The organism is Streptomyces sp. NPDC033216 (genome assembly GCF_055577115.1).
Map to the genome: position 1 here is coordinate 17,769 of NZ_JBVIQK010000037.1, position 19,260 is coordinate 37,028.

Genomic DNA, 19,260 nt, shown 5'->3' on the forward strand with positions numbered 1-19,260 from the left:
GCGTGCTCCAGGTTCAGGCCGCCGTCGAGTCCTGGACGGTCGCGGACGTGTGGTCATGGTCGTGGCCTTCTTGCCGGGGCCGCATCGCCGTGAGCGCCTGTGCGCCGCGAACGCCCAGACTCCGCGCGACTCACCTCCCCGGACCGCGCACTGTCCACTGTCAGCGCTGGGGAACAGGCGGGTGATCCATAGACCGGCGCGGAGCGGGAACCCGCCCGTCATGTCGCACCGAGCCGGGTCCCCGCCGTACGTCCGCCATGACCTCGTCGGGCCGACGAGCGTGAGGAGCATGGGCTCGGCCCGCCTCGACGAGGGCGAAGGCGACGGCGGCCCGCTCGTCCTGGTGCCGGGCCTGGGAGCGCCGGGCTACCTGCTGCGGACGGGGGCCCGCTGCGCCCGTTCCCGGCCGGTACGCGTGCTGGACGTCCCGGGTTTCGGCGACCCTTCGGGACCGGCCTGCCCGGAGACGCTGGATGGGCTCGCGGACCTGGTGGCCCGGTGGCTGGCCGTCGTTCCGGGCGGGCCGGTGGTGCTCGCCGGGCACTCCACGGGAGCCCAGGTGGCGTTGCACGCGGCCCTGCGCCGACCCGGACGGGTTCGGGCCCTGGTGCTGTTGGCTCCCACGTTCCCGCCCCGGCTGCGCCGCGTGCGGCCCCTGCTCGCCGCGTTCGCCCGCACGGCCGTCCACGAGTCCCCCGGCGTCGTCCCGACCCTGCTGCCCTCCTACCTGGCCGCCGGTCCCCGGCGCCTGGCGATCTGCGTGCGCTCGGCGCAGACGGACGCGCCCGAGGATGTGATCGCCTCGGTCTCCTGCCCGGTCACCGTGGTGACGGGAGAGAACGACGCCCTCTGCCCGCCCGACTGGACCCGCGAGCTGGCCCGCCGGGCAGGAGAGGGCCGGGCGGTGCGCATGCCGGGGGCGCACGCCTTTCCGTACACGCATCCGGCCGCGACCGCGGCGCTGCTGGCCCGGGTGCCCGGACGGTCGCGCTGACGCCCGTGCGTTCTGACTTCCCGCATCACCGGCCAGCTCGCATCCGCCCAGCGCAACCTCTTCAATCGTCTGCTCGGACAGCTCTACCACTGTCTCCAGAACGGCCACCGCTTCGACGAAGCAGTGGCCTTCCTGGCACCAGCTTCTGCGGTCGTGCGGGTGGCCTGAACGCGGGAATCTCACAGAAGCCCGGCGGCCTGCCGAAGCTTCGCCCGGCTGTCCGGGTTGATCAGGCCTTCTGGCAGCATCGCCACCACACTCGCGTGTTGCGCGAACACGGCCCTGCACTGCTCGCGCTCGGGATGATCGCTGTCGCTGCCGAACCACAGCGCCATGGCCTCGTTGCCAGAATCGATCGGCTCGGAGTAGTCGGCGACCGTGACCAAACGATCTAGCAGTCCGGACCGCTCAGGAACCTGCGGGTCGCCTGCGAGACGAAGCAGAAACGGCAGGACCTCCGGCATGGCCGGGTTCATCTCGGCGATGCTGAACATGGTGTTGGTGAGCACACGCTGGGCCTCGGCCGCGGCGGCCTGATCGAGAAGGCCGTACAGCAGGACCGGGAGCGCGGCAGGACACCCGGAGAATTCTGACCAGCGGACCTCCTCGCACCCGTTGAGGGCAGGATGCCCACGGCCGGCATCAGCTGCATTCGGATACTCGTGGAGGAACCGAGCGATCGCCGCATCCTTGGCGGCCACATCCAATGTGCACACCTGTCTGGTCTCCCACCCCGTCGCCATGAGCCTGAGCTCCGCGTCACCCGCACTCTTGCGCGACCGGGGATCCGCACGCAACCCAAGACAATGAGCCGACAGTGTTCGATTGCCCAGACACTCACAGCCGCCCGGGTTGACGAGTTAAACGCCTGAGGTGTCTGTCCGGTCTTCGCCCGGCCCCTGGGTGCGGGGCGGGCGAAGGCCGGACAGGACGTCAGGTCAGCGCTGGAGCAGGTGGACGTGGTCGTCTTCGTCGTCGAAGTTGTCGCCCGCCGGTGTCGGCGCGGGGATGGTGGCGTGGAGGTGCGGCATGGGGTTGAACTGCGGCATGAACTGCGGCGGGTGGTTGTGGATGATGGGCCGCAGGGTCAGGCCGCGCAGCGCGAAGATGCTGGGCAGCGCGACATCAGGGCGGCGAGCCCGGTGGCGGCGGCGCGGCCTCCGGCCGGGGCGGCGTGTGGGTGGAATGGTCGACGACTGTGTGCGAGTCGGCCGAGCAGCGGGTGTCGGATTCCGGATTACACAGCTCGCGGAGATCACGCGTTGAGGGCCCCAGACGAGAAGTGGTGCTTCGCCTGGACCCTCGTTGCCGGTCTCATGTCTGCAGTTCCGTGGTCACAGCCTGGCAAGCTGGGCAGTTCCCAGATTCGCAGAAGTCGCGCAAAGAAGAGGAACAGCAGGACCATCGCGAGGCCGCCTACAGTCGGGAGACTGCTGGCGGCCAGGAGACGGATGCCAGTCGCGGCAACCGACTTCACCACCGGTTTCCGGCCGCACTGCCAACACGATCACGAAGTCAGTCCTGGACTACTGAAGCGGTCCGATCACCAGGAGCAGCGGCAACGGCGGCGGAGCCATCGCGTTCGAGGGGATCCTGTTCGACAGGCCCGTCGCTCATGAGCTGGCAGAACAGGCCCTCCTGTCCACCAGGCTCCGCTGCTCGCGCTCGACCACGCTGCTCGCATCGCGGACGCCATCGAGAAGGTGGCTACGTCGATTGACGAACGCGGCGCTCATGACAAGTCAATCGAGGCTTCGACGCCGGCTGAAGGATCTTGGGAACCTCGCCGTTTGGTTCCTTGCCGCTTTCACATGACCTTCGGCGACTTCTGCAGGCCGCCCAGTCGCTTGTCCATCGTGTCGAGTGTCGGCCAAGGAGGACCGTCGTGCAGTGCGCGCAGTAATCCTTCTCCAAATAGCCTCCCATTCGGAAACTCGTCGCCAAGCTCCCAACGCCACGCTGCGACCATCGCGAGGACCAGCTGTCGGCACTCGTCCAGCAGCCCTTGGTCTATGTTCGGATAGTGCTCGCAGACCGCCTCGGGAACATGGGCGAGGTCGAACTCGACGGGTCCACGGCAGCACGTCTCAAGGTCGATGAACAACGGGCCGTTTTTCGTGCTGAGCACATTGCCTGGATGCGGCTCGCCGTGGAGCAGCTGCTCCACGGCGCCGCGCTCCTCGATCGCTCGTCGCAGGCTTGCCAGTCTGCCGCCGAGGAAGACGCGGTCTGCGTCGGCGAGCTCCGGCGAGCGATCCGGGTCGGCAACGACTTCTTCCGCCTCCGTGATCCGGTCCGTGAACCGTGGGGTCGGCACATCGACCTTGCGCATGCCGACGTGCAGCAGCTCCAGCGCCTTGGCGCAGTCGACTGGTGAGACGTGAGGTGTCACGGGCTCGTAGTAGGTCCACAGCGTCACGGTGAAGCCATCGCGCGTGTACACACGCGGGTCCGCCCGAGGCTCCAGAGGACACACCGGGCATCCGGCCCCGGCGAGCCGCTGGGCGAGCTCGACTTCGAGCTGTGCCACCTCTTGTCCCACACGGGCGACCCGGGCAAAGACCTCGCATGGCGTCAGCCGCAGCGCCAGCTTGTTCGAGTTATGGAGCACAAGGGCACCGCTGGCTGGCAGGCCGAGCGATGCGGCGACCGAAGTCGCAGCCGCTATCGCACACGTAACGTCGGACATCTCCATTCGCAAATCTTGGTACACCGGCCGCCGGTAGTCTTCTCGATTTCTGACCGAGGGCTGAGCCCGGAGAGCCGAGGCGTACAGAAGACTGGTCAGGCCGCTTCTGGCATCACGTAGCCGTGGGTGACGTCACGGCGTTCGGCCAGACGGGTCTTGCGACGGGAGCCGTCGGGTCATGAGCATGATGGCGGCCCAGGTGATGAGGGATTCACAGGCCGCGGACGTCGGCCAGTCCGGCGGCCTGGTCGAGCCTACGGATGGGAACGCGGGCCGATCCGTGTGCGTCGTTGAAGGGCGGTACGGAGTCCACGTGGTCGCCGAACTCTCTGCGGACCGCCTCCAGGAGCACAGCGGCCGCGCTGGCCTCCAGGCCGCTGTCGCCGCGGGCCTCGGTCCGGATGGCCCGAGCATGCAGCGGGCGCCGTCCTCGTCGACCAGGACGTCCTTGCACCAGCCGCCGGTGATCAGATGGTGGTGGGCGCGCTGCAGGAGGGCCGCGACCGGGGTCGGGTACGGGCCCGGCAGCGGGGCAGGCCCGGTGTCGACGGGGCGCCTGACGGGTGGGTGTCCACTGGCTCCGCGCCCGCCGCCCTGCGTCCTGATCCACACGCCAGGCTCTTACCGAATGCGCGGGGCCTGCCGGTGCTCCTGCGGTCGGCGGGCGTGCGGAAGCGGCGGGCGACCGGCCGGTCGCCCGCCGGGTGACGTCCTGGTTGATCCCCGGCCCGGCTCCGAAGGCGAGCAGCCGGACGCGGCCGGACAGTGTCTCCCCTTCACCCTTGCGGCACTGGGAGCTCCCGCCGAAGCCGACAGCTCTGGCGAATGTGCCCGCCGGGTGGCGAAAGGCAGCTTTCGGCCATCCGTGGGGATGTCCTGATGGCGGGGTCCAGGAGTGTGCGTGTAGCGTCGGAGGTAGCTGTCATGGTTCCGAAGTACCGGTCGCCCATGAGCACAACATTCATGGGCGATCTTTCTGTTCACAGTCTCTGAGGACCAGGGCGATCACCTCCGGTTCCCGCACGGTGCGGGACCGATTCCTAATCCCCCTTGGAGGACACATGGCCACCGGAACCGTGAAGTGGTTCAACGCGGAAAAGGGCTTCGGCTTCATCGAGCAGGATGGCGGCGGCCCCGATGTCTTCGCCCACTACTCCAACATCGCCAGCTCTGGATTCCGTGAGCTCCAGGAAGGCCAGAAGGTGAACTTCGACGTCACCCAGGGCCAGAAGGGCCCGCAGGCGGAGAACATCACCCCCGCCTGAGCTTGCATGTACACGGCACCCGCCCCGCGATGCTCGCCGGGCGGGTCCCGTGCGTTCCGCGTGCATCACGCGGCCGCCTTCGGCCGCTCGACCGGGAGGCCGGGTTCGAGGCGGGCTCCGGCGCGGACGAGGGCGACGAGGTGGGGTGCGTTCACGGCTCGCCGCTGCTGTGCGGACTCGACGAGTTTGCCCTCGCCCCGAACAAGGCCTGCACGACAGCCGCCCGTGGTGGCCTCATCTCCGCCGTCCCGCTGATCAACACCAAGACGGCCTCACCTCAGCCTTGTGCCGGGCTGATAGTCAGCGGCCTCACGGATCTCTACGGCACGGGGCGCGCCGCGCTCGGGTGCAAAAGAGTCAGGCGTAAAGGGTTGTCCCGTAACTCCGGAGACCGCTTGACAGCGTCTGATTCGACCTGATTGGCCAGGCCGTCATTGGAGCTGCGATTTGGGGCAGACCCGGACAAATTGATCCGGCGGCGGTGACTCGCCAGCTCCTGCGCCGAGTTACGGGACGACGCTTAGGCAGGCGCCGACGCTGTGTCCGTGCTCGTACCTGTGCCGCGGGCGTCTCACGGACGAGGTAATACGGGTTTCGAAGTACTCCTGCCAACGATTCGGGTCCGGACGCCATCAACAAGCACCTCAACGCCCGAAAGCCATCGGCGGAACTTGTGCGGTGCAGCAACTAGAGGTTGTCCCGTAACCAGTGGTGCGGCTGGGGCGTTGGTCGGCATGGGTGGGGTGATTTCAGCTGATGATCCGAAGTGGATCGAGGCGTTCGCGGGTCTGACCGAGGTCCAGTTCGCCAGGTTGGTGGCGTGGTGCGGCGTCGTGGTGGCGACGTTCAGCGTGGCCGGCCGTGGCGGTTGTCGCTCGAGGATCGGGTGTTGCTGGTGGCGACGTACGGGCGCACGAATTTCACGTTGCGGCAGGTGGCGCCGTTGTTCGGAGTCTCGAAGTCCGCCGCCGACCGGATCTTGGACCATCTCGCACCGCTGCTGGCGATCTCGCCGGCCCGAAGGCCGCGCAAGGACACCGTCTGCATCGTCGACGGCACTCTGGTGCCCACCCGCGACCGCAGTGTCGCCGCATCCAGCAAGAACTACCGGTACTCGACCAACCTTCAGGTCGTCAGCGACGCCAACAGCCGCCTGGTCGTGGCCATCGGTCTCCCGCTGCCCGGCAGCCGCAAAGACTGCCGGGCCTTCACGGAGTCCGGCATCGACCGGACCTGCCACAGAGCCCCAACCATCGCCGACGGCGGACACCAAGGCACTGGTCTCCTCATCCCGCACCGCAAACGACGAGGCCAGAGCCACCTCAGCCCATCGCAGGAGGCAGAGAACGCCGTCCATCACCGGGCCCGAGCACGGGTGGAACACGCCCTGTCGAGGCTGAAGAACTGGAAGATCCTGCGGGACTGCCGACTCAAGGGCGACGGAGTTCAGCAAGCCATGCTCCGCATCGCCCGACTCCACAACCTGGCCCTCACCGGATAACCCACACCCGAGCGGGACAACCTCTAGGGCGACAACGGGGCGGTGAAAAGGTTGGTGCGCGAGGCCGACGGAACCGGGTAACGTCTTTGTCATGTTCTTCCAGACGCCGATTTACGAGTGAGAGTGTGATGGGCCCCTGCTGACGTCCTTCGATGTCGCCGCCCGTCCCCCACCGATGAATCCCTAGATCACTTCACATCATTACCGGGAGAACCCGTGACCGTGAGCAAGAACATCGACAACCCCGTGGGCATGGGCGGTGGCCAGCGCAAGAAGCTGTCCCGCGCCGAACGGCAGAACAACGGTCCGCACCGCAACCGTGACCGCCAGGGTGCAGCCGACCAGAAGGCGGAACTGGTGCGCAAGATGCGCGAGAAGACAGGCGCAGCTGGAGGCGCCGGGCAGGCGGGCGAGGACACCGCACAGAACTGACGTACCGCCGCCGCAGGGCGGCGCCGCGCGGGGCAGGGCCCGGACTGCGACGTGCAGTCCGGGCCCTGCTGCCGTATCGGGTCTCTGCTGCCGAATCAGTACCGCCGGTCGCGCTCAGCTCCCGGCGGAGCATGCCGGACCCCTCCGGCCTGGGCCGCCTCGGATGCCCTTTCCGTGCCAGGCACCCCTGGCCAAACAGTCCCCTGTCGATCTCCTGGCCGTCCGGCTACCGCCGACTCAGATTGAGAGGTTGCGAGAACAGAAGACTCATGGGTGTCGAACCGGCCCTCCGGCCCGGCGGGGCGCGGCAGAGGTACCGCCTGGGTTGAGCTTGCCCCTGTCGGGGATCTTGAAGTGCAAGGGCTGCCAACATGGCAGGGCGAGCGCGGCGGAGAACGCGGTCCGGGCGCGGCGTGGGCCGTGTTGCGAGGCCATCAGGTGACGGCTGGGCGGCTGGGGCGGCTGGGTGACCGAGACCGGCCGATACGTGGATCTGCATCCACCTGACGCCATCACTTTCTGGTGGCTAAAGTGGTGGCATGTCTGTGACCACGATGACCCTGCGCGTGCCCGACGAACTCGCCCCCTCTCTTCGCGCGAGCGCGGAGGCGGCCGGCCTGAGCCTCAATGCCTATGTGGTGCGCGCGGTGCGCCGCCAGGCTGTTCTCGACGCGGCGCAGCAGCTTGCCGCGCTCGGTCTGAACGAGGACCTGGCGGGCGAGGGCGACAGCCTGTGAAGCGTGGTGAGATCTGGACGCTCGCTGACGGCCGCGACGTCCTGGTCGTTTCCCTCAGCGGGCTGGAAGAGGCGTTCGGGGTCGTTGTCGGTATCGTGCTGCACCCTGCGGGGCGTTATCCCGACACCGCCATGTCCGTCACCATCGGTGATCCCCTGCCCTGCACCGCGGTGGCCGTCAACCTCCAGCAGCTGCGTGCCACCCGCTTCGAAGGCGCCAAGTGCCTGGGCGCGGTCGACCGCGAGGCGATGAACCGCGTCGACCATGCCCTGCGAGCCGTCCTCGACCTGTAACGGCTCTGGCAGGCGGGGCTCGGCCGCATGAAGCCGATACCCCGGCTAGGACTGCTTGCGCCCCTCGCTGGTCAGCGTGCGGTCGCGCAGAAAGGCCAGCTCACGTGGGCTGGCCGTGCCTGCCGACACTGCCTGCTGCATCAGGTGGAGGGCACGTCGCTGGACGTCGAGCTGTCGGGCTGACCACCTGCGCAAGCATTGGGAAGAGGCCGCCGGGGACATGGATGTCTCCTGGAGCTCGCGCAGGATCGCGGCGAGCTCGCGGGCGTTGACATCGTCGGCGCTCAGGTCGTCCTCGAGCTGCTGGAGGGCGAGCTGGGCGATGCCGAGCGAGGCGCGCACCCGGTCCAGGCGCGTGCGGGAACCGCCGCTCATCAGGGGGGACGCGGCCGACGCGCAAGGGAGCACCGGCGGCGCCCGGTCTGTCCCACCCACTCACTTGAACAGTGCCCGTATCCTGCGTTCCCGCGCGTCAGAGTCAGTGGACGTGTCGACAACAGTCACGCAGCACGCCCTGTGCAGAGACCGGTGCCGGGTCGCCCCTACCGCGAGGTGTGCGAGCAGCGCTGAACCAGCCAGCTCGCGAGGGGTTTCCCGTTGCCCGTCCCAGCAGGCAACAGCGCTCCTGTGGACGTCTTGCGGTGCACTGCCGGAGAGTTGGGGACGCCGGTTGGAGAAATCTCGCCGCACAGCGCACCAGAACTGACGTCAACGTGCGCTCCGACGCGTGCGGTTCGACGGGGTCGGGCTTGCAGCGCACCAGGGGGTGGTGCCCGCGCCGGTCCTGTCTCGTCCTGACGCCGCCAAGCAAGACCTGAGAGAACGGGGAACGACATGCGAAGAAGCACCCGAGGTGACGGCGGCCGAAGACAGCGCCGCCGCTTCCGCCCGCTGCGGCTGCTGTTAGCCGCCGCCATCTCGGTGGCCTGTCTGGGCCTGCCGACCGCAGCATCCGCCACCGCGGCCCCAGCAGCGGCCCCCGCGGCTGCCGCCGCCGACACGTGCGCACCGCTGGAGTCAGGTGCGAGCATCGCCGCGGAGGACGCCGTGAACGTCGCCTGCCGCTCGGTGGGCTGGCGCTACGCCTGGGGCGGCGGCCACGCCGAGGGACTGCCGGGCCCCAGCCAGGGCATGATCGACCTGCCCGACCCGAACTCCTACGAAGACCCCGAGTTCTGGAGTTTCGACTGCATCGGCCTGGTGCGCTGGGCCTGGTACAAGGCGACTCGCCAGGACATCGTCAGCGAGCGCACCACACAGGCCACCTGGCAGAACCCGGGTTACCCGCATACGAAGCTCACCAAGGCGCAGGGCGAGGCCCCGCTGTTGCCCGGTGACATCATGTACTTCGGGGCCAACATCACCCATGTCGCGCTCTACCTGGGGAACAGCAAGGTCGTCGAGGCGCCCAACTCGGGTGCGGCCATCCGGGTCGCGGACGTCAACTGGGACCGCTACCAGGGCGCGTTCCGGCCCAACGTCCCGGGTGTGTTCCCCGTGTGGGAGTACGACGGTCTCGGCAAGCAGGTGAAAACCTGGGGCCAGCCCAACCTGCGCAACGACTCCCAGACCGGCAGCGCGGTCAACTGGCAGATCAAGAACGGGATATCGGTAGCCGTGCGCTCCCTGTGCCAGCGCGTCGGGGAACGGGCCACCGTCGACGGCATGGTCAACAACGTCTGGTCCTACCTACCGGATTACCGGAGCTGGATCAGCAATCTGTTCCTGCAAGGCCCAGCCATCACACCAGGGGTGCCGTCGTGCGGGGACTACCCGAGGATCGGCGGCACGCTCGACGGCGCCGATTCCAACACGTCCTGCGGCGACGGCACCACGCCGGACTCCGCCGGCGCCTGGACGGCCAAGTCCACCACTCTCTTCGGCCGCACCGTCGAGCTCCGCTACAACAGCACGACGGCCTGCGCCTGGGGCCGCATCATCGGCGGCACGATCGGCGACGAGATCTGGGTGGACCGCAGCGGCGACGGCGGGGACAACTGGGACCCGATGCTCGGCTACACCACCGTCACGTCCGGCGGCGACGCCCACACCACGCAGTGGAACGACAACGGGCTCGTGATGCGCGCCTGCGGCACCAACGGCAGGGGCGGTTCGATCGCCTGCACGGACTGGTTCTGACGCCCGTGCCGCACGCGCAACAGCTCTCCCCCTCCCGAGCACCTTCCGCATCCCCGACGACAGAACTCCATGACAGAACGGAGACCCGAGGAAAGATGTCCTCCAACAAGAACCCCACCAGCCGCATCACCGCCGCACTGCGCACGCGCGTGGCCACCGTGTTCGGCGCGACCGTCCTCGCCACCGCCGGCACCCTCGCCGGCACGGCGGGCACTGCCCACGCCGACGGCCACGGTCCGGGCTGGTACGGCGTCTGGGGCACGAACGTGAACGTCCGCGCCGGTGGCGAAGGATGCCACCTCTGGCCCTCCAGCTGGGAATGCGACCGCATCGTGAACCAGGTCAGCGCCCCCGAGGCCGTCTACGTCTACTGCCAGGAGTACGGCGGCCAGAGCGTCGGCGGCAACCCGTACTGGCTGTGGGTGGCCCCCACGCACGGCGAACGCGGCTGGATGGCCAGCTACTACATCGACAACGTCAGCAACTGGATCGACGGCGTCCCCGACTGCTGATCCCCTTCTTTCCACAAGGGGCGTCACCCGTGCACGGGTGACGCCCCTCGCCCAGCGGCCGCAGCCGACTTCGTGCGGCAACTCGTAGGGTCGCCTTGGTGGTGGCGACCATGGCCGCGACCGTCTCCCAGCCGTGGTGCCACGCGGGGTCAGTTGACTGAGTCCCTGCGCTCAGCCGTGACCCCGGCGGTGCGGCCGCGGACTGGGCGACGCTGTTCCGCGGGCGAGGCGGTGCTCTGCGTGGCGGCCCAGGAGGCGAGCAGACGCAGGCCCTCCTCGGAGGCCGAGCCGGGTTCGGCGGTGTAGATGGTGAGGGTGAGACCGGGGGCGGCGGCCATCTCCAGGCCCTCGTAGGCGAGGGTGAGGTCCCCGACGGCGTGGTGGTGGAAGCGCTTCGTGCCGGTGCCGTGGTGGCGAACGTTGTGGGCGCCCCAGCGGGTGCGGAAGGCATGGCTGCGGGTGGACAGCTCACCGACGAGGTCGTGCAGGCCCCTGTCGTGGGGGCTGCGGCCGGCTTCGGTGCGCAAGATGGCCACGGCGATGTCGGCGGCTTGCTCCCAGTCGGGGTAGAAGCGGCGGGAGGCGGGATCGAGGAACTGGAAGCGGGCCAGGTTCGCCTGGTTGCCGAGGGTGGCGTAGACGTCGGTGTAGAAGGCGCGGGCGAGTTCGTTGGCGGCGAGCAGGTCCATGCGGCCGTTGCGTACGAAGGCGGGGCCGGCGGTGACAGCGTCCAGGGCCCATTGCAGGCTCCGGTGCGCCTTCCACTGGGCGGTGCGGCGCCGGGGGCGGGTGAGGACGTCGGAGCCGTCGGCGGCGTGGGCGAGGTTGAGCAGGTGGGCGCGTTCGGCGTCGTCGAGCTGGAGCGCGCGGGCGACGGCTTCGAGGACGCCCGGGGAGACGCCGGCGAGGTTGCCGCGCTCCAGCTTGGCGTAGTACTCCACGCTCACATCGGCGAGCGCGGCGACCTCGCTGCGGCGCAGGCCCGGTACCCGTCGGCGGCTCCCGGAGGGCAGGCCGGCCTGCTCGGGAGTGATCTTGGCTCGCCGCGAGGTCAGGAACTCGCGGACCTCTGCTTGGTTGTCCACGGTTTCGACGGTACGTCCCGCCTGCGTCCATAGGGATGTACTGGCGGTACACCCTTTGATGATGTCTCGCTCCCCGCGCGAGGAGCGGGTTACCTGGATGACGTGGTGCTTGTCTCCCGGTCACCACGACGGGATCTTGCACCTGGCCCTGCACTCGGCGACGGCCCCGGCATCCGGGATCGTCCGCCCGGCACGCGAAGGAAGCTCTCTCATGCGCGGCGCAGTCATCTACGCACCCGGCGACGTCCGCTTCGAGTCCCTGGAGGACCCGAAGCCGCTTCACCCCACCGACGCGATCATTCGCACGGCCGTCACCTGCGTGTGCGGCTCCGACCTGTGGCCCTACCGCGGCGCCGAGCCGATCGGCGACCCGCACCCGATGGGCCACGAGTACGTCGGCTTCGTCGAGGAGGTCGGCTCCGAGGTCACCTCGGTGAAGCCGGGGCAGTTCGTCGTCGGCTCGTTCGCCACGTCCGACAGCACCTGCGCGAACTGCAAGAACGGCTTCCCGTCGAACTGCTTGCACCGCGAGTTCATGTCCACCTGCCAGGCCGAGTACGTGCGCATCCCCAACGCCCAGGGCACCCTGGTGGCCACCGACGAGGTGCCGGGCGAGGAGCTGTGGCCCGGTCTGCTGGCCGTCTCCGATGTGATGGGCACCGGCTGGTGGGCCGCGGACGCCGCCGAGGTGCGGCCCGGCTCGACCGCCGTGGTCGTCGGCGACGGCGCGGTGGGCCTGTGCGCGGTGATCGCGGCGAAGGAGATGGGCGCGGAGCGGATCATCGCCATGTCGCGGCACGAGTCCCGGCAGAAGCTCGCCCGGGAGTTCGGCGCCACCGACATCGTCACCGAACGCGGCGACGAGGGCGTTGCGAAGATCGAGGAGCTGACCGGCGGCATCGGCGCCGACAGCGTCCTGGAGTGCGTCGGCACCGCCCAGGCCATGAGCCAGGCCCTGCGCTCCGCCCGCCCTGGCGGCAACGTCGGGTTCGTCGGTGTCCCCCACGATGTCGCCATCGACGGCCAAGAGCTGTTCTTCTCCCACGTCGGCCTGCGCGGCGGCCCCGCCCCCGTACGCCGCTACCTGCCCGACCTCATCGACCGGGTCCTCACCCGCCGGATCGACCCGGGCAAGGTCTTCGACCTCATCCTTCCCCTGGAGCAGGTCGCCGAGGGCTACCAGGCGATGGACGAGCGCCGCGCGATCAAGGTCCTCCTCAAGCCCTGACCACCTCCACCGGCAAGGAGCACCCGTGCAGATCACCCGCAGTTCGCTCGACACCGCCAAGGGCCCGGCCGACTGGTTCACCGGCGACGTCTACATCGACCCGGTCGCCGCAGCCCCCGCCCCCTCCCGGGTCACCGCCTCCCTGGTGCACTTCATGCCCGGCGCCCGCACCCACTGGCACCGCCACCCGCTCGGGCAGACCGTCTTCGTCACCGAAGGCGTGGGCCTGTGCCGGCGTCGCGGCGGCCCGGTCGAGGTCATCCGGCCCGGTGACCGCGTCCTGTTCGAAGCGGACGAGGAGCACTGGCACGGCGCCGCCCCGAACCGGCTGATGGTCCACGTGGCCATCAACGAGGGCGACGACGACCACGCCGTCGTGCACTGGCTGGAGCCCGTCACCGACGACGAGTACACCGCCGCCCCGGTCGCCGGCTGACACCGCGCCCGCACCGTCCGCGCCTGTACCGCCGTCACTCGAAAGGCTCCCTGTGACCACGTTCGCTCTCGTCGGCGCCGGCCCCGGACTGGGGCTGGCCGCCGCCCGCCGGTTCGGCGCCGCCGGCCACCACGTCGCCCTCCTGGCCCGCGACACCGATCACCTCGACGCCCTGGTGGGTGAACTTGACGGTGACGGCATCCGGGCGCGCGGTTTCACCGCCGACGTCCTCGACCCCGCCTCCCTGACCACGGCCTTGGCCGCAGCGGCCGGGGAACTGGGGCCGATCGAGGTCCTCCAGTTCAGCCCGGTGCCCCGCGGCGACTTCATGAAGCCGGTCCTGGACACGGGTGCCGCCGACCTGGACGATCCGCTGGCCTTCTCCGTCAAGGGGCCGGTGACCTGTGTGCACGCCGTCCTGCCCGGGATGCGGGGGCTGGGCCGGGGCACGCTGCTGTTCGTCAACGGCGCCAGCGGCGTACGCCCGAACCCCAAGGTGGCCGGCACCTCGATCGCGTTCGCCGCCGAGAGCGCCTACGCCGCGATGCTTCACGACGCTCTCGCGCCCGAGAACATCCACGCCGCCCAGCTCATCGTCCCCGGCGCGATCCGCCCGGACGCCGAGCACTCCAGCCCCGACGTGCTCGCCGAACGCCTGTACGCCATCCACACGGAGCGCGGCGCTTTCCGGCACTACGCCGAGCCCCTGCCCACATGACCACCCCCGGGACACCGCTCATGAACCCCGCAGCCCGCCGCGGCCGGGGCCGGGGCCGGGCTGCTTCGGCGGCTGCCCTGCTGCTGGCCATCAGTGCCTGCTCCAGCGGAACACAGGGGGCCACCCCGGCTACCACCCCGTCTGCTTCCGCCTCTGCGGAGCAGCGGGAGCCGGCGGGCCCCACCTCGTCGTCCGCCTCCGGGAGGAACGCGTCCATGAATATCCAGGTCACCCTCGACGGCCACCCCGTAGACGCCGTCCTGAACGACAGCCCCGCCGCCCGCGACTTCGCCGAGTTGCTGCCGCTCACCTTGGACCTGAAGGACTTCCACGGCACCGAGCGGGTGGCCGACCTGCCGGGCAAACTCGACACCACCGGCGCCCCCGAACCGGTCGCTGCCACCGTCGGCGACATCGCCTACTACGCCCCCTGGGGCAACCTCGCCCTCTTCTACCAGGACGGGCCCGCCCCCTCCCCGGACCTGCTCGTCCTCGGCCACCTCGACGTCGGCGCCGACCAGCTCGGCCGGGCGGCCAGCATCACCATCGAAGCCGCCTCCTGACCGCCGACCGCCTCCTCGCCGGCGCCAGCGCACCGGTGCCCCCGCGGCACTGACCCACCTCCGGGCCCTACGCCTGCGGGCCGCCTTCTCGAAGGGAGAACACACGTGAGCGTCATCTACGACTTCCACGACAAAACCGCCTTCGCCACCGGCGCCGCCCTCGTCGTCGACGGCGGCCAGACCACCTGGGCCTCCCGGCATCCCCGCCCGAAAGACCACCCCGCCAAACCTCGTGCGAGGAACCGTCCCCATGAACCCCGTCTACGACTTCACCGGCCAGGTCGCCTTCGTCACCGGAGCCTCCTCCGGCATGGGCCTGGCCACCGCCCGCGCCTTCGCCGAAGCCGGCACCGCCGTCGCCCTCGCCGACATCGACGCGCCAGCCGTCGACGCCGCCGCGAAGGAACTCGCCGACGCCGACCACCGGGCCCTCGCCCTGGTCTGCGACGTCACCGACGAGGACCAGGTCGCCGCCGCCGTCAACCGCACCGTCGAAACCTTCGGCCGCCTCGACATGGCCTACAACAACGCCGGCATCATGCCCCCGCCCACCGACGCCGCCGACGGGAGCGCCGAACAGTTCGACCTCGTCCAGAGCATCAACCTGCGCGGCATCTGGGCGGCCATGAAGCACGAACTGCGTCACATGCGCGACCAGGGCAGCGGCGCGATCGTCAACTGCTCTTCCCTCGGCGGCCTCGTCGGCAACCCCGGCCGCGCCACCTACCACGCCACCAAGCATGGCGTCATCGGCCTGACCAAGAGCGCCGCTCTCGAATACGGCCCCCGCGGCGTGCGCATCAACGCCGTCTGCCCCGGCACCATCGCCACTCCCATGGTCGACGCCATGATCGAAGGCGGCGAACTCGACCGCACCCAGGCCGAAACCGGCCAGGCCATCGACCGTCTCGGCACCGCCGACGAAATCGCCCAGGCCGTCCTGTGGCTCTCCAGCCCCGGCGCCAGCTACGTCACCGGCATCGCCCTGCCCGTCGACGGCGGCTAAACCGCCCAGTAACTCCCGCACTGCCGTCAAGCACGAGAGGCCGTCCTCGTCCAACTCGGGCTTGTCCGGGTCGCGCAGCACCCGACTCGCCACGCCTGACACAGAAAGCGGTCTCCGCACCTCGCGCCTCGGTCACGCCCCCGCGGGCCGTTGCGCACTTCCTCCACCGACTGAAGATGAGGTCCACTCCATGGAACGTCGCAGAGCGCTCGGACTGATCGCCGCCACCGGCGCCGCCACCGCCGCCTCCTTCACGGCCGCGCCCTCCTTCGGAGCGGAGACAGGCCGCACCGCCGGCGCCAGCGCCGCAGGACAGGGCCAGCCCGCAGCCACGGGCGGCTACACCTTCGCACTGGAAAAGAACGTCAGGCGGACCCCGGTGCGGTTCAAGAACCGATACGGCATCGAGGTCGCCGCAGACCTCTACGTGCCGAAGAACGCCAGGGGCAAGCTGCCCGCCCTGGTCGTCAGCGGCCCGTTCGGCGCGGTCAAGGAACAGTCCTCGGGGCTCTACGCCAACGAGTTCGCCCGCCGCGGCTACGTCGCCCTCGCCTTCGACCCCTCCTTCACCGGGGAGAGCGGCGGCACGGTGCGCGACGTGGCCTCGCCCGACATCCACACCGAGGACTACAGCGCCGCCGTCGACTTCCTCGGCCTGCAAAAGATCATTGACCGCAAGCGGATCGGCGCGCAGGCCATCTGCGGCCTGAGCGGCATGGCGCTCACCGCGGCTGCGGCAGACAGCCGCATCAAGGCCGTCGCCACCACCTCGATGTACGACATGTCGCGGAGCATATCCCGCGGCCACGAGGACTACTACACGCGCGAGCAGCGCCAGAAGATCGTGGACCACGTCAGTCGGCAGCGCTGGATCGACGCCGAGAACGGCACCTACGCGCGGCTCTCCCACGAGGTCCCCTTCGACGAGAACGGCAACGTCGCCCCCACCGACCGCGTGCTGCCCCAGACCCTCCCCGCCGACGCCGACCCGATCACGAAGATCTTCTTCGACTACTACCGCACCAGGCGCGGCTACCACCCGCGCTCGATCAACTCCACCACCGCGTGGACCGCAACCACACCGATGTCGTTCTTCGCCTTCCCGCTGATGACGAACATCGACCTGTTGGCCCCGCGCAAAGCGCTCCTGGTAGCCGGCGCCGACGCGCACTCCCGCTACTACTCCGAGGACGTCCAGGCAAAGGCCCCTGACACCGTCGACCTCGTGATCGTCCCGGGCGCGGACCACGTCGACCTGTACGACCGCAAGGACCTCATCCCCTTCAACCGGCTCGACGAGTTCTTCACCAAGAACCTCACCTGACGTCAGGCCTCCGACAGGCCCGAACCGACACTGGCCTGTCGGGGGCCCGCACGTCGGCAACGGCCTGTCGAGAAGGGTTGGGTGGGAACCTCGCGTAGCCGGAATCGCGTTCCCAGTACTGGTTGTCCACGTCGAGTTCGTGGACCCGGACACCTAGGTCGCTGGCGCCGATCCGGTCAAGTTGCTGGTTCAAGGATGCCATCGCCCTGGCAGCGTCATCGACCAAGCGGCAACACAAGAGAACCGTCCGCAGAACCGGAGCGTGTCGGGGTGTCGGTGGGCGGGCACCGGCGGCCGGCTCCTGCCGTCTCACCGGCCCCCGGGCTGAAGCCCGTGCCACGGCCGGCCAGCCTGGACACACCAGTCTCAGGGAGAAACTTGGTGGTCTCGGCCCGAGGACGCCCCTGGGCATCCGGCGGTGAGGGGGCCGCCGCCATGGCGGGTCAGTGGCCGGTCGTGATGCGGGCGGCCTCAGCGGAGCGCTCCTCTTCGGGGACGAGGCTCAGAACGATCTTTCCGCGGGTGTGGCGTTGCTGGACCTGCCGGTAGGCGTCCTGCACCTGCTCCAGTGGCAGGACGGCGCTGATGGGCACGGTCAGCAGGCCCTTGGAGACGAGGTCGGCGAGTTCGGTGACGACTTTCCGGGAGAAGGCGCCCTCCTGGGCCTCGCTATGAACGCCCCAGCGGGCTGCGGCGCGGCCGTCGGCGATGGTGTTGATGCGCTGCGGTTGCACCCCCAGGGCGATGGCTGTGTCGACGTTTCCCTGGCCGAAGGTGTCGATGTAGGCGTCGATGCCCTGCGGGGCGGCGGCGCGCAGCCGGTCGGCCAGGGCCGGCCCGTGTTCCACGGGGGTGACGCCGAGCGAGCGGAGGAAGTCGGCGTTGTGCGGTCCCGCGGTGCCGATGACGGTGGCGCCACGCAGGCGGGCCAGCTGTGCGGCGAGCGATCCCACTCCCCCGGCGGCGGCCGATACGACGACGGTGTCCCCCGGCTCGGGGCGCACGGCGTCGACGCCCGCCCAGGCGGTCACGCCGACGGCGGACAGGGGCGCGGCGGACTCGAAGGTGATGTCAGCGGGCTTGGGTGTGAGGCTCGCGGCGGGCGAGACGACGTAGTCGGCCTGTGCGGCGCGAGGGAGGTAGCCGATGACCTCGTCCCCGATGCCGAAGTCGCCGACTCCCTCACCCAGTTCGGCGACCCATCCGGCGAAGTCGTTGCCCTGGCCCTCAGGGAAGTGCGCCGGCCAGACATCGGCGAAGACACCCTGCCGGATGCCTGCCTCGCCCGGGTTGACGGAGGCCACCACGACACGCACGAGGACTTCGCCGGGGCCGGGCAGCGGGCGCGAGACCTCGTGGATCTCGAGGACTTCAGGGCCACCGTATCGCGTGAACTTCACTGCTCTGGGCATGGTCGCTCCTGCTCACATCATGGGAGACCCGTGGCTGCGCGAGGGGAATCCCGAGGTCGGGGGAGTTCACCGTAGCATTTTGTTGATACATCAACAAAATGCTACCTACAGCAGGTACTGCCACTTGGTCATGCGCTCCTGGAGGTCGATCACCGGCCCGTCCACCGTGAAGGTCCCGTCGCCGCGGTGGTGGAGCAGCTGGGGACTCGGCCGGGAGGGGTCGGTCCAGGCCCGGACCGCCTCCAGGAGGAAGAGGTGGTAGGGCCCTACGAGGGTGGTGTCGGCCACACGGCACTCGATGTTGGCGAAGCACTCGGCGATCAATGGCGCCCGCACCGCCTCGCCGGCCACCGCCGTGAGGTCGAACCGCTGGAACTTGTCGGTGTCCGCACCCGAGCAGTTGCCGATGTCGACCACCGTGGCGGCCATGTCGGCTGTCGGGACCGAAATCACGCATTCGCCGGTCTCGACCAGAGCCGTGTAGCTGTGATCCCACGGGCCGACGGTGCAAGCGATCACCGGCGGGGCGTGACGGACCATCATGTTGAAGCCATTGGTCATCACGTTGGGTACGCCCCGGTGCTGTGTGCCGATCAGGATCACCGGGCCGGGCTCGATCAGGCGGTGCACCTGCTCGAGTGGGTGGGCCTGCAGGTCGTTCACTGTAATCATGTCTGCTCCTTCGCGCCGTGCGCCGCCGCCTTCCCTGCGGAAGGTGGGGGGCGTCGTGCCACCTCTCGATGGTCAGACGGGCGCGGAGCGCCAGGAAGGCCGGGACATTCCTGGGTACGTCACTGCCAGGCTGCGCCGTCCCGCAGGCGGAGTGGGGGGGGGGGGGGGGGGGGGGGGGGGGGGGGGGGGGGGGGGGGGGGGGGGGGAGGGGGGGGGGGGGGAGGGGGGGGGAGGGGGGGAGGGAGGGGGGGGGA

General features: G+C 69.6%; 19 protein-coding genes and 4 pseudogenes. 15 read left to right on the top strand and 8 right to left on the bottom strand.

Annotated elements, in window-relative coordinates; all coding sequences use genetic code 11:
* The first annotated feature begins 289 nt into the window (after positions 1 to 289).
* Both ACZ5Y0_RS34605 and ACZ5Y0_RS34610 read left to right on the top strand, forming a co-directional pair.
* Entirely contained in the window at positions 290 to 994 is a 705-nt protein-coding gene (locus ACZ5Y0_RS34605; protein WP_469132621.1) for an alpha/beta fold hydrolase, read from the top strand.
* A 39-nt stretch (positions 995 to 1,033) separates the two neighbouring features.
* Positions 1,034 to 1,162 (top strand): annotated as a pseudogene (locus ACZ5Y0_RS34610) (IS110 family transposase); the annotation flags it as partial.
* A gap of 11 nt (positions 1,163 to 1,173) precedes the next feature.
* On the opposite strand, the gene ACZ5Y0_RS34615 reads toward ACZ5Y0_RS34610, so the two are convergent.
* The 4 genes and pseudogenes from ACZ5Y0_RS34615 to ACZ5Y0_RS34630 all read right to left on the bottom strand — a co-directional run.
* The gene (locus tag ACZ5Y0_RS34615) at positions 1,174 to 1,695 is read right to left on the bottom strand and encodes a hypothetical protein (protein WP_469132622.1); all 522 of its coding nucleotides are present in this window, start codon (positions 1,693 to 1,695) and stop codon (positions 1,174 to 1,176) included.
* A gap of 1,106 nt (positions 1,696 to 2,801) precedes the next feature.
* Positions 2,802 to 3,689: a phosphotransferase gene (locus ACZ5Y0_RS34620; RefSeq protein ID WP_469132623.1), complete on the bottom strand. Its 888-nt coding sequence runs from the start codon at positions 3,687 to 3,689 to the stop codon at positions 2,802 to 2,804.
* A gap of 205 nt (positions 3,690 to 3,894) precedes the next feature.
* Positions 3,895 to 4,137, bottom strand: a complete 243-nt coding sequence (locus ACZ5Y0_RS34625; protein ID WP_469132644.1) for a DUF6197 family protein — start codon at positions 4,135 to 4,137, stop codon at positions 3,895 to 3,897.
* Between the two features lie 2 nt (positions 4,138 to 4,139).
* Positions 4,140 to 4,295, bottom strand: a pseudogene (locus ACZ5Y0_RS34630) (hypothetical protein); the annotation flags it as partial.
* Between the two features lie 449 nt (positions 4,296 to 4,744).
* Here ACZ5Y0_RS34630 and ACZ5Y0_RS34635 point away from each other — a divergent pair.
* From ACZ5Y0_RS34635 to ACZ5Y0_RS34655, 5 genes and pseudogenes are all read left to right on the top strand, one after another.
* Positions 4,745 to 4,948 carry a cold-shock protein gene (locus tag ACZ5Y0_RS34635; RefSeq protein WP_215030177.1) on the top strand — a complete coding sequence of 68 codons (204 nt, stop codon included), beginning with the start codon at positions 4,745 to 4,747 and terminating at the stop codon, positions 4,946 to 4,948.
* 734 nt (positions 4,949 to 5,682) lie between these two features.
* Positions 5,683 to 6,449: pseudogene (locus tag ACZ5Y0_RS34640) on the top strand (transposase).
* Between the two features lie 216 nt (positions 6,450 to 6,665).
* A complete protein-coding gene (locus ACZ5Y0_RS34645) occupies positions 6,666 to 6,881 on the top strand; it encodes a DUF6243 family protein (protein WP_469132624.1) in 216 nt (71 codons plus the stop codon).
* A gap of 539 nt (positions 6,882 to 7,420) precedes the next feature.
* On the top strand, positions 7,421 to 7,618 hold the full coding sequence (locus ACZ5Y0_RS34650) for a YlcI/YnfO family protein (RefSeq protein ID WP_469132625.1): 198 nt from the start codon (positions 7,421 to 7,423) through the stop codon (positions 7,616 to 7,618).
* The gene (locus ACZ5Y0_RS34655; protein ID WP_469132626.1) at positions 7,615 to 7,911 is read left to right on the top strand and encodes a hypothetical protein; all 297 of its coding nucleotides are present in this window, start codon (positions 7,615 to 7,617) and stop codon (positions 7,909 to 7,911) included. The genes ACZ5Y0_RS34650 and ACZ5Y0_RS34655 overlap by 4 nt, the downstream gene beginning before the upstream one ends.
* Positions 7,912 to 7,962: 51 nt before the next feature.
* Here ACZ5Y0_RS34655 and ACZ5Y0_RS34660 read toward each other — a convergent pair.
* Positions 7,963 to 8,091 (bottom strand): annotated as a pseudogene (locus tag ACZ5Y0_RS34660) (DUF6624 domain-containing protein); the annotation flags it as partial.
* A gap of 654 nt (positions 8,092 to 8,745) precedes the next feature.
* On the opposite strand from ACZ5Y0_RS34660, the gene ACZ5Y0_RS34665 reads away from it, so the two are divergent.
* A complete protein-coding gene (locus ACZ5Y0_RS34665; protein ID WP_469132627.1) occupies positions 8,746 to 10,050 on the top strand; it encodes an NlpC/P60 family protein in 1,305 nt (434 codons plus the stop codon).
* 95 nt (positions 10,051 to 10,145) lie between these two features.
* Positions 10,146 to 10,562, top strand: a complete 417-nt coding sequence (locus ACZ5Y0_RS34670; protein ID WP_469132628.1) for a hypothetical protein — start codon at positions 10,146 to 10,148, stop codon at positions 10,560 to 10,562.
* Positions 10,563 to 10,711: 149 nt separating this feature from the next.
* Here the strand turns inward: ACZ5Y0_RS34670 and ACZ5Y0_RS34675 are convergent, their stop codons facing one another.
* Complete coding sequence (locus ACZ5Y0_RS34675) at positions 10,712 to 11,647, bottom strand: helix-turn-helix transcriptional regulator (protein WP_469132629.1); 936 nt, start codon at positions 11,645 to 11,647, stop codon at positions 10,712 to 10,714.
* 211 nt (positions 11,648 to 11,858) lie between these two features.
* Between ACZ5Y0_RS34675 and ACZ5Y0_RS34680 the strand changes: the two genes are divergently transcribed.
* The 6 genes from ACZ5Y0_RS34680 (at position 11,859) to ACZ5Y0_RS34705 (ending at position 16,922) form a co-directional block, all read left to right on the top strand.
* Entirely contained in the window at positions 11,859 to 12,875 is a 1,017-nt protein-coding gene (locus tag ACZ5Y0_RS34680) for a zinc-dependent alcohol dehydrogenase family protein (protein ID WP_469132630.1), read from the top strand.
* 25 nt (positions 12,876 to 12,900) lie between these two features.
* On the top strand, positions 12,901 to 13,311 hold the full coding sequence (locus ACZ5Y0_RS34685) for a (R)-mandelonitrile lyase (RefSeq protein ID WP_469132631.1): 411 nt from the start codon (positions 12,901 to 12,903) through the stop codon (positions 13,309 to 13,311).
* A gap of 52 nt (positions 13,312 to 13,363) precedes the next feature.
* A complete protein-coding gene (locus ACZ5Y0_RS34690) occupies positions 13,364 to 14,029 on the top strand; it encodes an SDR family NAD(P)-dependent oxidoreductase (protein ID WP_469132632.1) in 666 nt (221 codons plus the stop codon).
* A 20-nt stretch (positions 14,030 to 14,049) separates the two neighbouring features.
* Complete coding sequence (locus ACZ5Y0_RS34695) at positions 14,050 to 14,592, top strand: cyclophilin-like fold protein (protein ID WP_469132633.1); 543 nt, start codon at positions 14,050 to 14,052, stop codon at positions 14,590 to 14,592.
* 250 nt (positions 14,593 to 14,842) lie between these two features.
* Positions 14,843 to 15,598: an SDR family NAD(P)-dependent oxidoreductase gene (locus ACZ5Y0_RS34700; RefSeq protein WP_469132634.1), complete on the top strand. Its 756-nt coding sequence runs from the start codon at positions 14,843 to 14,845 to the stop codon at positions 15,596 to 15,598.
* Positions 15,599 to 15,788: 190 nt separating this feature from the next.
* Positions 15,789 to 16,922, top strand: coding sequence for an alpha/beta hydrolase (locus ACZ5Y0_RS34705; RefSeq protein WP_469132635.1), 1,134 nt, complete (start codon positions 15,789 to 15,791; stop codon positions 16,920 to 16,922).
* Between the two features lie 443 nt (positions 16,923 to 17,365).
* Here ACZ5Y0_RS34705 and ACZ5Y0_RS34710 read toward each other — a convergent pair whose 3' ends face one another.
* Both ACZ5Y0_RS34710 and ACZ5Y0_RS34715 read right to left on the bottom strand, forming a co-directional pair.
* Positions 17,366 to 18,334 (bottom strand): NADP-dependent oxidoreductase, encoded by a 969-nt coding sequence (locus tag ACZ5Y0_RS34710; protein ID WP_469132636.1) that lies wholly within the window; start codon positions 18,332 to 18,334, stop codon positions 17,366 to 17,368.
* 105 nt (positions 18,335 to 18,439) lie between these two features.
* Positions 18,440 to 19,006 carry a flavin reductase family protein gene (locus ACZ5Y0_RS34715; RefSeq protein ID WP_469132637.1) on the bottom strand — a complete coding sequence of 189 codons (567 nt, stop codon included), beginning with the start codon at positions 19,004 to 19,006 and terminating at the stop codon, positions 18,440 to 18,442.
* Between the last annotated feature and the right edge of the window lie 254 nt (positions 19,007 to 19,260).